The sequence below is a fragment of the Vibrio sp. 10N.261.51.A4 genome, from assembly GCF_041471945.1.
Classification (GTDB): Bacteria; Pseudomonadota; Gammaproteobacteria; order Enterobacterales; family Vibrionaceae; genus Vibrio; species Vibrio crassostreae_C.
This window is the reverse complement of sequence record NZ_JBFRPJ010000037.1, coordinates 12,626-26,085: the sequence shown is the minus strand read 5'-3', so window position 1 is coordinate 26,085 and position 13,460 is coordinate 12,626. Positions and strand designations below refer to the sequence as shown.

The 13,460-nt window shown below is 44.9% G+C and carries 11 protein-coding genes and 1 pseudogene; 8 read left to right on the top strand and 4 right to left on the bottom strand.

The annotated features are described in order from the left end of the window. The first annotated feature begins 437 nt into the window (after window positions 1-437). Window positions 438-1,970 carry a phospholipase D family protein gene (locus tag AB4384_RS09660; protein WP_372129386.1) on the top strand — a complete coding sequence of 511 codons (1,533 nt, stop codon included), beginning with the start codon at window positions 438-440 and terminating at the stop codon, window positions 1,968-1,970. Between the two features lie 131 nt (window positions 1,971-2,101). Here the strand turns inward: AB4384_RS09660 and nfsA are convergent, their stop codons facing one another. Beyond that, window positions 2,102-2,824, bottom strand: coding sequence for an oxygen-insensitive NADPH nitroreductase (gene nfsA, locus AB4384_RS09655; protein ID WP_017066969.1), 723 nt, complete (start codon window positions 2,822-2,824; stop codon window positions 2,102-2,104). A 279-nt stretch (window positions 2,825-3,103) separates the two neighbouring features. Here nfsA and AB4384_RS09650 point away from each other — a divergent pair, with 279 nt between their 5' ends. The 7 genes from AB4384_RS09650 (at window position 3,104) to AB4384_RS09620 (ending at window position 9,457) form a co-directional block, all read left to right on the top strand. Further along, window positions 3,104-4,348, top strand: coding sequence for an NADH:flavin oxidoreductase/NADH oxidase family protein (locus AB4384_RS09650; RefSeq protein WP_372129385.1), 1,245 nt, complete (start codon window positions 3,104-3,106; stop codon window positions 4,346-4,348). 236 nt (window positions 4,349-4,584) lie between these two features. Then, window positions 4,585-5,568 (top strand): HAD family hydrolase, encoded by a 984-nt coding sequence (locus AB4384_RS09645; protein WP_372129384.1) that lies wholly within the window; start codon window positions 4,585-4,587, stop codon window positions 5,566-5,568. Window positions 5,569-5,727: 159 nt separating this feature from the next. Beyond that, a complete protein-coding gene (locus tag AB4384_RS09640; RefSeq protein ID WP_108209326.1) occupies window positions 5,728-6,423 on the top strand; it encodes an aspartate/glutamate racemase family protein in 696 nt (231 codons plus the stop codon). A 223-nt stretch (window positions 6,424-6,646) separates the two neighbouring features. Beyond that, the gene (locus AB4384_RS09635) at window positions 6,647-6,769 is read left to right on the top strand and encodes a hypothetical protein (protein ID WP_258182976.1); all 123 of its coding nucleotides are present in this window, start codon (window positions 6,647-6,649) and stop codon (window positions 6,767-6,769) included. Between the two features lie 199 nt (window positions 6,770-6,968). Beyond that, entirely contained in the window at window positions 6,969-7,841 is an 873-nt protein-coding gene (locus tag AB4384_RS09630) for a radical SAM protein (protein ID WP_372129382.1), read from the top strand. A gap of 290 nt (window positions 7,842-8,131) precedes the next feature. Further along, the gene (locus tag AB4384_RS09625; protein WP_017067743.1) at window positions 8,132-8,368 is read left to right on the top strand and encodes a YdcH family protein; all 237 of its coding nucleotides are present in this window, start codon (window positions 8,132-8,134) and stop codon (window positions 8,366-8,368) included. A 192-nt stretch (window positions 8,369-8,560) separates the two neighbouring features. Next, entirely contained in the window at window positions 8,561-9,457 is an 897-nt protein-coding gene (locus AB4384_RS09620; protein ID WP_102394238.1) for a LysR family transcriptional regulator, read from the top strand. Window positions 9,458-9,562: 105 nt separating this feature from the next. On the opposite strand, the pseudogene AB4384_RS09615 reads toward AB4384_RS09620, so the two are convergent. The 3 genes and pseudogenes from AB4384_RS09615 to AB4384_RS09605 form a co-directional block, all read right to left on the bottom strand. Beyond that, window positions 9,563-10,371 (bottom strand): annotated as a pseudogene (locus tag AB4384_RS09615) (SDR family NAD(P)-dependent oxidoreductase). Between the two features lie 285 nt (window positions 10,372-10,656). After that, the gene (gene glpD / locus AB4384_RS09610; RefSeq protein WP_372129381.1) at window positions 10,657-12,216 is read right to left on the bottom strand and encodes a glycerol-3-phosphate dehydrogenase; all 1,560 of its coding nucleotides are present in this window, start codon (window positions 12,214-12,216) and stop codon (window positions 10,657-10,659) included. Window positions 12,217-12,504: 288 nt separating this feature from the next. Further along, window positions 12,505-13,299 (bottom strand): DeoR/GlpR family transcriptional regulator, encoded by a 795-nt coding sequence (locus AB4384_RS09605; RefSeq protein ID WP_004740378.1) that lies wholly within the window; start codon window positions 13,297-13,299, stop codon window positions 12,505-12,507. Window positions 13,300-13,460: the final 161 nt, after the last annotated feature.

Here is a 13,460-nt window from a genome sequence, read left to right as displayed (position 1 = left end):
AGAATGAGAGACGATAAAGGGTACGTAGCGTGAACAATGTTTTCGGTGTTGATCCTTACATGCCCTTAGATCAACAACAGCTTTAGCGCTTACGTAAGTAATGCGTTTGCACAATCTCATATAAGTAAGTCGACACGCCTGTTAGTGTGAAATCAAGCGGTGAAACTAGATCTCCAAACAATGGTGAAGCATCACCCAGACCGAATAGAGCTCACCATTGACATGGTCGAAAAGCCGCTGAGTTTATACTGTTTGGCACTCACCCAACTTAAGTGATTTGTGGGCCAATTTACCGACCTTTAAATTTATACTGGATAATTACCTATAAATTTCAGGCTTTAGCAGTAATAATCAATGAATAGATCGGAATAGCTTGTTCATTGAAAAGCTGTACGGAAAGTTTCTAAAGACGCCATCGTGAAAAGGAAGTCAGATACATGCCTGTGCTCCAACGCATCAGTTTAACGTTAATCTTAATCGCCGTTTTAGGTGGGTGTTCTTCACTTCCTGAAGGCATCGATCATCCAACAGAACCGCCAACCTCTCCTGCACCTAGTTCTTTATCGGTTCTAACCAATGAATTTCAGCCTGAAGCTTTAGAGCAAGGCACCACTGCGGTTCGTCTGCAAGAGTCTGGTTGGGATGCCTTGGCACAGCGATTAGCGCTGGTCGAAAGTGCCGAGCACACCATCGACATTCAATATTACATCTGGAACTCTGACGAATCGGGCAGCTATCTCGCTAGCCGTTTATTAGCAGCGGCCGAGCGCGGTGTGAAGGTTCGCGTAATGCTGGATGATATCAACCTCAACGAACGTGAAGGGTTGCTGTCGGCACTGGATGCACACCCGAACGTCGAGATTCGTATCTTCAACCCAACACCAACACGCCGCGGTTTCAGTAAATGGCTGAGCTTTGTCGGCGACTTTTCTCGTTTAAATCGCCGTATGCACAATAAGTCGTTTACCGTCGATGGTACTTTGTCTGTGGTGGGTGGACGTAATATTGGTGATGAATACTTCGACCTTTCTGATGAAATCAATTTCCGAGACCGCGATGTATTAGTCATGGGCTCGGTAGTTAACACCATCCAAACCAGTTTTGTTGAATACTGGAACAGCCGTTGGTCTTACCCTGTCGATATGCTGGGTGATGACGAGCAACCTGATCTCTCGAAGATAGATAATATTGTCGTTCCGCATTATCAAAATTACCCGGAATTGCCACTAGATCGTAAGGCTGCTGATAGTTTGCTGAAAGAGGTGATTGGTGAGATGGCATGGGTGAATGCGCGTTTTGTTTACGATCAGCCTGTTCCTGATGATTTAGACAATACCGATGAACCGAAAGCGACCGCGATTCTTCTAGGTAAGTTAGCGAGTGAATCGAAACAAGAGATCTTATTGGAATCGGCTTACCTTGTATTCGATGATGGTCAGCTTGAAGAGTGGCAAGTGTTGAACAATAAGGGCGTTGAGATAAAAGCGGTAACTAACTCTATGGCCTCTAATGATCTGGTGACTAATCATTCTGCTTATGCGGGCAGACGTTACGATATGTTGGAGCATGGCATCGATCTGTTTGAGCTAAAACCAGAATCTAAGTTGTGTGAAGCATCGACTCAAGACGCGTCTAAATGTGCGCCTGAGACAGCCTATGGCTTGCACGCTAAATCAGTCGTATTCGACCGCAGCATCGCGAGCATCGGCTCATTTAACTTCAACTTGCGCTCTACCTACCTCAATACTGAATCGGTTTTGATCATCGAAAATAAAGAGATTGCTGAAACGTTAGCAGACACTATTGAGCAAGCAATGAGTGAAGATAATAGCTGGCGCTTGGAATTGGAAGACGGTGATGTGTATTGGTATTCAGGCGATCAACGTTGGGACAGCGAACCTGACACTGGTCAATGGGAACGAATGCAGTCAGGCTTCCTACAGTTGTTACCGATTGAGAAATATCTGTAAGCTAGCCGCCTCCGGATAAATAAAAATGTCAGCGTATATTACGCTGACATTTTTGTTTGTACTGCTGTTTGCTGTGGTTTGTTGCAAGCTCTTAACGGCTTAATGGCTTAACGGCTTAACGGCTTAACGGCTTAACGCTTGGTCAGCTGCTTGCTGTTCAAGTAAGGCAGGATATGCGGGCGAGATTCGCCAGACAGCTTTTGCGTGATCTGCTGTGACCAACTGCTCTGTTTTTGGTTGCTTGAACGGCTTGCGTAGTAGCTTTGCATCGAATCATCGTAGCTGGCAATGTCATCTAGGCTCAGCGGTTGGTATTGGTTTTCGTGCATCACCACGTGAGCTGGAAGGCGAGGCTTGACCTCTGGTTGCTGTGCCGGATGACCTAAGCACATCCCAAACAACACGGCGGTATGTTGTGGTAGTTCTAACAGTTCATCGACTTGTTGTGCGCTGTTACGCAGCCCGCCAATGTACACGCCACCTAAACCTAGAGACTCAGCAGCCAACATGCAGTTTTGCGCCATGATGCCAGAATCGACAGCGCCAATCAGGGTCAGTTCAGTAAAGTCGGTTTTCACTTCAGGGTTGATTTGAGCGTGGCGTTGATAGTCGATACAGAACACCAAAAACTCAGCCGCGTTCTCCACGTAAGCTTGATTGCCTGCGTATTCGGCTAGCAGTTTACGCTTCTCTTTGTTTGTCACTCTCACGATAGAAACAGCCTGCAGTAAGCTCGATGACGAAGCCGCGAGACCAGCCTGAATAATCACATCAAGTTGTGCTTTTTCAATCGGTTGATTTGTATATTGACGAATGGAGCGGTGCCCCAGAATAGTTTCAATCGTGCTGTTCATAACTCTCAGACAGTCCTTGTGATGATGGCGTAGAGAATCACAATAACGACAATTACCATGAGCGTAAAGGGCATTAGAGCCTTTCTGGTTGACATATTTCAGCAGCGTCAGCCCAGTTTTTGAGATTCTATTTATAATCGATTAATGCCAGCTGCTATGCCGCTGGCATTTTATTATTGAGTGAAACTTGCTTCGAAATAGGCACCAAATGCTCAGAACTGTCGGATAAAATAGGGCATACTGGACTGAATATATAAACCAAAGAAAGTAACCACGCGCATGAATCCGATCTGCCTCAACGACCCTTTTTCTCTTCCTAATGGCCAAGTGATCAAAAATCGCCTGTTCAAATCGGCAATGAGTGAACAGCTAGGTGATAAACATCATAACCCTAAGCAAGGTTTAGTCACGCTTTACCAGCGTTGGGCTCAAGGAGGAATTGGCCTATCCATGACGGGCAACGTGATGGTCGATAGAGGTGCGCTTGGTGAACCTAAAAACGTTGTGTTGGATGAGCAAAGTGACTTAAGCGTATTTCGTGAGTGGGCGAAGGCTGGAACACAAAATGGTTCGCAGATATGGATGCAATTGAACCACCCAGGAAAGCAAATCCCTAAATTCTTATGTGATAGCCCGGTTGCTCCTTCGGCTATCTCTTTAGAGCGTGGATTAGAAAAAGGTTTCAATACGCCACGAGCTCTGACTGAGACGGAAATAATCGCAATCATTGATAAATTTTCGCTGAGTGCAAAGCTCGCAAAACAAGCAGGCTTTACTGGCGTGCAGATTCACGGTGCTCATGGTTATCTCGTGAGTCAGCTTTTGTCTTCGAGACACAATCAACGCCGAGACAAATGGGGTGGCTCACTCGAAAACAGACTTCGTTTCGTGCTTGAGGTTTATCGCGCGATTCGAAAAGAGGTCGGTGACGATTTCCCTGTCGGAATTAAGCTCAACAGCGCCGACTTTATGAAAGGTGGCTTCACTGAAGAAGAGTCGATGCAGGTTGTGCAAACACTGAGTGATAACGGTATCGACCTGATTGAGATCTCCGGCGGCACCTATGAAAGCCCATCAATGATGGGTTCAAAGAGCAAAGCTGAATCAATCAAGTCCAGCACAGTAAAACGTGAAGCGTATTTTATGGATTACATGGTTAAGGCGAGAAAACTCGTGAGTACACCGCTGGTGGTCACGGGTGGTTTTCGAACCGCGCAAGCAATGAATGAAGCATTAAACACCTCGGCGACCGATTTTATTGGTATTGCGCGCACAATGGCGGTTGATCCTGATTTCCCTAACAAGTTAATTGAAGACCCTAGCCACGGCATGCCACTAACGGTGCCAACCACAGGAAAGCCCGCATTAGACAAGATGGCGATGGTCGGGCTGGTTTGGTATGAACATCAAATGTGGCGCATTGCCTCTGGCAAGAATGCTGACCCTAAACTTAGCGCATTAAGCGTGGTGGTAAAAACAATTCTCAGCGCTGGCTGGCACGCTTTCAAAAAGCGCAGAGTGTAAGCAGTCATGGATTGATAAAGCAGAACTTTGAGGAATTGAAGTTCTGCTTTTTTGTTTGTCTCCTTTTAAGTTCTCGATAAATACATCGCAGAGCACCCTCAGCCAGCTTAGCTGTGGTACTAATCTAATACCAACATGAGCATTGGTTATAGTGTTCATAAGTGGCAAATCAGAGTAGACCAACTAGGATGAATTGAATTAAATCCTACAATTAATTCAACAACATGGTAGTTGCTATGAAGAAAATAACCCTCTTATCTGTCGCGATCTTATCCAGTCTCTCTTTCTCATCTTTTGCTAAAGATTGTGATCCCAACTTGCTGCCTTCTTGGAAGGACAGCGAGAGCAAATCCGCTATCGTCGACTTTGTTGGGCAAGCCACCCAAGCTGAATCTGATACCTTCGTTGCGATCCAAGATCGTATTGCTGTATTTGATAACGACGGCACGCTTTGGTCTGAAAAGCCATACTATTTCCAATTGGCTTTCGCGTTAGATCGAATCAAAGAGATGGCGCTTGAACACCCTGAATGGAAAACGGAAGCACCGTTTAAGTTCGTGCTTGAAGGTGACATCAAGAGTGTTCTAGGGAGCGGCGAAGAAGGTTTATTGAAAATTATCATGGCGACACACTCTGGTATGACAGTCGAACAATACCAAAAAGATGTTAAGCAATGGCTAGCTGCAGCGAAAGACGAACGCTTCAACAAAGCCTATACCGATCTGACTTACCAGCCAATGAAAGAGATGCTGACTTACCTTCAAGAGCATGACTTCAAGACTTACATCGTGTCGGGTGGCGGTGTTGACTTCATGAGAGTGTGGGCTCCTGATGCTTACAATATCCCGTCAGAACAGATCATCGGTAGCGCACTTAAATACAACTACAGCTACAACGACGGTAATCCGACCGTTACCAAAGATTCGTCCATTTTGACCATTGATGACAAAGCCGGAAAGGTCAGCAATATTCAGCATATTATCGGTAAGAAGCCGATTCTAACAGTAGGTAACTCAGACGGCGATCAAGCGATGATGCAGTGGGCAACCAGTCAACCAAACTCAATGGCGATGATTGTTCATCACACCGATGCCGAGCGCGAGTGGAAGTATGATCGTGAGTCCCATGTGGGTAAGCTTGATAAAGCACTCGACGAAGCGAACTCCAGAGATGATTGGACGTTAATCGACATGAAATCCGATTGGTGTGAGGTGTATTAACCCACACAAACATTCGGACAAAACAGCAAAGGCTCGGATGGTTCATTCGAGCCTTTTGCTAAATAGCGAAGACTTCGTCTCATTTTCAGCAAGATCGTACTATAAATTTTTAACGCATGACGCTTTAATCGGGATAGTCAGAAATTAAAGGAATAAAAAATGAAAACGATCGGTTTGCTTGGTGGTATGAGTTGGGAATCGACCATGAGCTATTACAAATCCATTAACGAAGGTGTTAAAGCGACGCTGGGAGGGTTGAACTCTGCAAAGATTTGTATGTATAGCGTGAACTTCGATGAGATTGAAAAGTTACAACACCAAGGCCGTTGGGCTGAGACTGCCGATATTTTAGCTGACGCGGCATTATCTGTTGAGAAAGGTGGCGCAGACTTCATCTTAATTTGTACCAATACCATGCATAAAGTCGTGCCTGAAATCGAACAGAAGATCACGGCTCCTATCTTACATATCGCTGATACTACCGCGCAAAAGCTGCTAGAACAGGGCGTAAAGAAAGTCGGGTTACTCGGCACCGCTTTCACGATGGAACAAGATTTCTATAAAGGGCGCCTGACTAACAAATTCGGTATCGATGTGGTGATTCCTGATGAGAGTGACCGAGAGAAAGTCCACAACATCATTTATCAAGAGCTGTGTCGAGGCCAAGTAAAAGAAGAATCTCGAGATGTATACCGTCAAATCATTGAGAAGCTAGGCCAACAAGGTGCAGAAGCCGTTATTCTGGGCTGTACTGAAATCGCCCTCCTGATTCAGCAGCAACACACTGATGTTCCCTTGTTTGATACCACAGCCATTCATGCAGAAGCGGCTGTACGTTTGGCGACGAGTGACTAACTTCTAGTTCTTATTCTTAGTTCCATAGCTGTCCTATTTTCGCTCTTGTACGATTTTCATTCGTTGAAGTGAAAGTTTTTTGTACAAAAGCAGGTCGTTAGTTAAAGAAGCGATGCTTTGTTCATTAACCAAGGCCTTATCGGTAGGTAAGGTTTTAGTTAATGACTGAGGTATCCGCGCTTTTAAGCACTATGCTTTAGTCATGACCGAAAGAGGATTTATTATGAAATGGCTTATCTTATCTGTAACGCTGTTATTCGTGGCAGGATGCCAATCGACGGGGTCTCAAGAAGCACAAGTCGGTGACGACATGAATCGAGTTCATACCCAAGGGTGCAGCAGCTAATCTTCTTTTGTGGAAACACATTTTCAGCTGCTCCGGTAGAGAGTTACCCCTACAAAGCCTTGTGTTGTCACAAGGCTTTTATTTTATACAAAATCTAAAAAATGATTCGACTATATCGCGAATTATCAATGAATACTGGTGTTGATAAACTCTGTTTTATTAAAGCACGCTCTCGTGCTTATAGACCGGAGAAACCAATATGAAATATGAGGGAAAAGTATATCGTCCATGGACAGAGGCGAAGAGCATTCTGATTCAAACCACTTTAGGTTGCAGTATCAACACGTGCACGTTCTGTAATATGTTCAGCGATAAACGATTCAAGGTTTGTGATATTGAGGATGTGTTTAAAGATATCGAAGAAGCTCGCCTGATTTATCCTTATGTTGAATCAATTTTCCTTATCGATGGCAACGTGATGGCCGCCCGCACGGATTATCTCCTTAAGATTTTGGATAAGCTTCGTCATACCTTTCCAGAAAGCAGAAAAGTATCGCTCTATAGTGGTTTGAACGATTTCCGTCGTAAAAGCTTGAGCGAACTTAAAGAGCTTAAAAGTGCCGGTCTCACTATGGCTTATGCGGGGTTGGAGTCAGGCGATGCGGTTGTACTCGACAACATCAAAAAGCGTATGACACCAGAACAAGCGCTCGAAGGCATGGCATTAGCCAAAGAAGCCGGCATTGAAACCTTACTTTCGTTTATCTTCGGCCTTGGTGGTCGCGATCGATCACGTGAACATATTGTCGAAACCACAAGATTACTGAATATCATGAAGCCTGAGCAGATAGCACCAATGGCGTTAGCCATCCAACCAGGAACCGTGATGGAACAAGAAGTAAAAGACGGTAAGTTCGTTATGCCGACGCAACTTCAGATCTTAGAAGAAGAAAAGTATCTGCTTGAGAATCTAAACATCGACACTTTCTATTGGGGTGACCATGGCAATAACATCGTGACTCAGAAAGGTTTCCTACTTGATTCAAGAGAGCAGTTCTTAGCCAAGGTGAATCATGCGATCACATCTAATCCAATGGCGAAGGATAGCGTGATTCAAACTTTTGCCTGGTAGGTAACTGATAGCTGAAAGGTCTCACTCAAAACTGAGACCTGTTCGCTGGATTCAAATCCAACAAGATAAAAGTAGTGCTTACGAGAATTCATGATTCTCGTGAGCCTATATCGTTACTGAGACAATTCAATTTAACACCCTCGATTTTGTAGGGGGATGTTGTAAATTTGTGAATCTGAATTGTCTATATTCTATGCTGTGTACTGGATCTCATTTGTCATTTGAGTCCCTTGCTAAGGTTAATAATGAATGTGTAATACCAATCACTTTAATCAACTTAAGAGGTTTCTATGCTAGGTGAAAATCATTCTCTTGTTCACGAATTTCCTGAAATGAAAGATAAAATTGCTGAGCTTGTTAAAACTGACGATGGCTTTGCAGCAGACATGAAGACGTACGACAACCTTGATAAAGAGATTCGTAAGCTTGAGCTGAAAGATTCACCCATTGATGACGGCTCGATGCACCAACTGAAACATGATCGTTCTGTACTGAAAGATGCACTGCATGCACGTTTAACTGGCTAGTGAGCGGGTAATTTTACTGACTAGCTAAATGGCGAATTGCAGACTTAGACAAAAAACTCCTTCGGGAGTTTTTTTCGTTTTGGCTCAATAGCATCCTCACAATTCAACTGAGTTAATACGTTGTATTGTTATGTGAATGACGCATAATGAGGGTTACTGGCACACGATTTTTAAGATTTTATTGGTAATCTCATGAATATTGAACACCTCAAATTGTTTGTTCGTTTAGCTTCCACACATAACATCAGCATGGCTGGGCAAGAGCTTGGTTTGTCTCCTGCTGTTGCAAGCTCGCACATCAGTAAACTGGAAGACAATTTAGGCGTTCGCTTGGTGCATAGAACCACTCGTAAGGTCTCTTTAACCGAAGAGGGGGAAGCATTCTTACCTCATGCTGAAGAAGTGTTATCGAGCGTCGATGCAGCCAAATCGGCGGTCGGTGTGGGTTGTGATTCTCCAACCGGAACGCTGCGAGTTACCGCATCTGCGTCTTTTGGACGTTTGCATCTTGTGCCTGCTTTGCCTGGATTCTTAGAGCGCTACCCTGGGTTAAAAGTCGATCTCAGGTTATCTGATTCGATGGTGGATGTTGTTGAGGGTGGCTTTGATATCGCAATTCGTATCTCGGAGCTGAAAGACTCGACACTGATCGCCCGAAAATTAGCGACAGACAAACGCATTGTGTGTGCATCGCCTGATTACTTAATCAAATACGGTAAGCCAGCCACACCTCAAGATCTTAACGATCATCAGTGTATTAGCCTAATTGGTTTAGAAAACTGGACCTTCAATACTGAAAGTGGGCCTAAGACGATTAAAGCATTGGGATCGTTCAGGGCAGATAACGGAGAAGCACTGCGTGACGCAGCCTCTGGTGGAATGGGTATCACGGTGACGTCGAATTGGTGTGCGTATGAGCAACTGAAAAGCGGTCAACTGATTCAAATATTAGAAGATTACCCATTAACCTCTGAGCCTGCGATTTGGGCGGTGTACCCAAGCACAAGGTTACTTGCGCCAAAGGTGAGAGCCTTCATTGACTACTTCTCTGAATATTATGGCAACCCGCCGTATTGGGAACAAACGTAGAGACAAACGTTGTACGAAAAAGCCCTGTGTTTCTAACTTAATTGATTAGAAAATCAGGGCTTTTTTATTGAGATTTGCAAATCAACTCAGCATGAGTCGTCGCAATTAAGAAAGTGTTGCTTTGATGATCTCTTCAATTTTAGCGACAACTTGCTGTGACTTATCACCGTATATCGCATCTGGGTGCGGGTTCGCAAACGTGTTGTTGTCGTTATCAAAGTATTGACCGCCCGCTTGTGCGAACTCATCAGACAATGATGCGCAAACTAGAATATCAGAACCGATGCTTAGGTCGCCGCCTGCAATGCCGTAAGCGTCTTTCACCATCTTGCTGCCTAGTAACGAAGCTGGGTTGACCGCAACCACCATTGGCCCTGTAGAACCTAACTCTTTTGCCATCTCGCGAGTCCACATGGTGATCGCAAGCTTGCTTTGTGCGTAAGCGTCGCCATCAGAAAGCGGTTTTTTACCTTCTAGCGCTTCGATGTTCACTGCTCTTGCGCCGCTGAAGATAGGTTCACTACTCGGCTAGATGCATCGAGTACAGGTAGCAGACGTTTAGTCAGGTGGTATGGTGAAATAGTATTCACAACAAAACGAACATCTAAACTGTCTTTAGTGATTGGGTTCGGAGTGTTGAACACACCTGCGTTGTTAATCAGTACATCAATCTTATCGTGCTCGGCAATCGCCTCGTCAGCCAGCGCATCAACATCTGCCAGAATGGACAGATCGGCCACGTAGCTTTGGATCTTCGCTTCCGTAGAGAGAGCGATAAGTTGCTGCTCAACGTCTTTAAGTTTGCTTGGGTTACGTCCATGCAATAAAACGTGGTGACCTTGTTGAACAAGTACTTTTGCCGTTTCGAAGCCGATACCATCGGTAGAGCCTGTGATCAGAATAACTTTTTGCATGGAATAGATTCCTTATTAAAGCGCTGACATGGTGAGCGTTTTTAAATGTGTCGTTTCATTGAGGTAAAGAATAGCAACCTTTTATGAAGTTGATAATCAACCGGATTAATAAAACACTATTTAGTTTTTGTTGAAAATGGGGGAGTGAACAAAGCCTCAGTCCGTGCGAAGGAGACGATCAATCGAGTTCTTAGGTCGGAATAGCAGGCAATAAAAAAGCTTAGCGCGGGGGACGCTAAGCTTCGTTGTTAAGTATGTTCTTGAACCATGCTTAGGCTGGTGGGGTTAGCCTACTTGAGAAAAGCTCACTACCTTGCTTTGTAGTTTCTCTTTCAGGTAATCCGTCACCGCTTGCTGCTCGGATTCGCTCATGTATAAGCCAAGTTTGGTTCTGCGCCACAAGATGTCTTCGTCAGTCATCGCCATCTCTTCATTAATCAAGTAATCGATTTCAACTTGATAAACGCCATGGGCTTCGCTTGAGAACTGGATGCCAAGGTCAGCTTCGCTATTTGCGCCTTCCAATAGTTTCCATGTGTAAGTACCAAATTGAGTCACGTAGCGAAGTAATAACGCTTCAGATGCCCAAGGGTATTTCGTGTGGATCATCTTCGCAAGCTGCTCTCTGCTGCAACTAAAGTTACCGCCTGGAAGCGTGTCGTTCGCTGTCCATGGTGCGCCCATGTTGGTTAGGTGTGGCTCAAGCTTATTAAGTGCCGCTTCGCCGAGCTTACGATAAGTGGTCAACTTGCCACCGAAGATCGAAAGCAGTGGTGCTTGATCAAGCTCTGCGTCCAATTCCAATGTGTAGTCTCGAGTGATCGCTTGTGGTGAATCTGATTCGTCGTCACAAAGTGGTCTTACGCCACTGTATGTCCAAACCACGTCTTCACGGCCAAGCTGTTTAACAAAGTGCTGGTTAACGATATCAATCAAGTAATCCACTTCAACATCATCAATTGCGACGTTACGAGGGTCGCCTTTGTATTCAAGGTCGGTAGTGCCGATGATCGAGAACTTATCTAGGTAAGGGATCATGAATACAATACGATTGTCTTTGTTTTGCAGAATATACGCTTGTGGTTCGTCGTGAATGCGTGGCACAACAATGTGCGAGCCTTTGATTAGGCGAATATTACGTGGTGAGGTTTGTTCTAAACCATCATCAAAGAACTGTTTCACCCAAGGGCCAGCAGCGTTGACCAATGCTTTTGCTTTGCGCTCAAAACGTTGGTTTGTCATCACATCAAGAATCGTTACGTGCCAAATGTCGCCTTCGCGGTGCGCTTTTTCAACTCGGCAGTAGTTGCGTACTTCTGCGTTGTTTTCTTTCGCCGCCAACACGTTCAGCAATACCATACGCGCATCATCTACCCAGCAGTCTGAGTATTCGAAACCTGTTTTCATTTCTGGTTTAAGCAAACCTGATTGAGCCAAGTTCACCGTTTTACTTCCAGGAAGCGTCGTACGTTTACCTAAGTTATCGTAAAGGAATAGGCCACAGCGGATCATCCAAGCCGGGCGTAAAAATGGTCGGTGCGGTAAACGGAAACGCATTGGTTGTGCAACGTGAGGTGCTTTTCTCAGCAACACTTCACGCTCAGCGAGTGCTTCCGAAACCAAACGAAATTCGTAATGTTCAAGGTAGCGTAGGCCACCGTGGATAAGCTTTGAGCTGGCAGAAGACGTTGCAGATGCGAAATCATTTGCTTCGTATAAGCCAACGTTTAGACCACGACCAGCAGCGTCTGCCGCGATACCCGCACCATTGATGCCGCCGCCAATAACGATTAAGTCTAGAGTTGAAGATGTACTATTGTTTGAATTAGTTTGTTGAGCACTCATGGTTTTGACCTCTTTCTGAGCGAACGAGCATTTTAGAACATAATTGAATCGTATATTAACTTTCGTTTGCGGTCATTTATTATTTTCGTTTATGCGCGTTTTATGTGATTTGCGCATAAAAAAACCTTCGCTTATGACAGCGAAGGTTCCAAATAACTCTCATTCGAGCATAGAAGTGATATTAATCATGTTCAAGTGCGACTTTCCAAGTAACAAAAAAGCCCATTATCGATAAAGTGATCTATCAATAATGGGCTCTTTTAATGAACATGATTTCTGAGCGTTTTTTTATTCGTCCGACGCTAGTGGTTGAGACGCGGTCTCGATCACTTCCAATGGGATCGATGAATCCTTGAGGATGTTCAGGATCTCTTCTGGTGGCTGTTTATTGGTAAAGACCATGTGTGCTTGAGAGATGTTACCCAGCTTAACCATTGCGTTGCGACCAAACTTACTGTGGTCGACTGCCAGGAAGATGCTGCGGCTGTTTTCGATGATAGCTTGCTTCACTCGAACTTCATGGTAGTCAAAATCAAGCAGTGAGCCGTCAAAGTCGATGCCGCTGATCCCTAGAATGCCGAAATCGAGGCGGAACTGCTTCACGAAATCGAGTGTTGCTTCACCCACGATACCGCCATCACGGTTTCTCACTTCGCCACCTGCCAAGATAACCTTGATCTCTGGGTTCGGAAGAAGGATGCTGGCAACGTTAATGTTGTTGGTGACGACTCTTAGCTGTTTGTGATTTTTATTGAGTGCACGTGCCACTGATTCTGGCGTGGTGCCGATATCAACGAACAGGGTTGCACCATCTGGGATGTGCTTAACCAGTTCGTCGGCGATCACGTCTTTTTCGTTGAAGTTAAGCGCTTTACGCGTGTTATAAGAGGTGTTTTCCGAGCTTAAAGGAATGGTTGCACCACCATGATAGCGACGAATTTTGTTGCTATCGGCAAGTTCATTGAGGTCTCGTCTGATGGTTTGTGGGCTGACATCGAACTTTTCAACGAGCTCTTCGGTGCTCACATATCCTTGTGTTTTTACCAGGTCTACAATCTGCTGGTGTCTTGGTATCTGCTTCACTTAACTTACCACTCCCTGCACGCTATGGGTTCTAGCGCGTCACAATCGAAAATATTAACTCGCGCTATTGTGCTCGAATTGATGAGGAGAGAGAAGTAATGATGGTAAGGAATTATGCCCAAACCGCAAAAACGTTGATCAAAACATGAAAAATTGGCTCC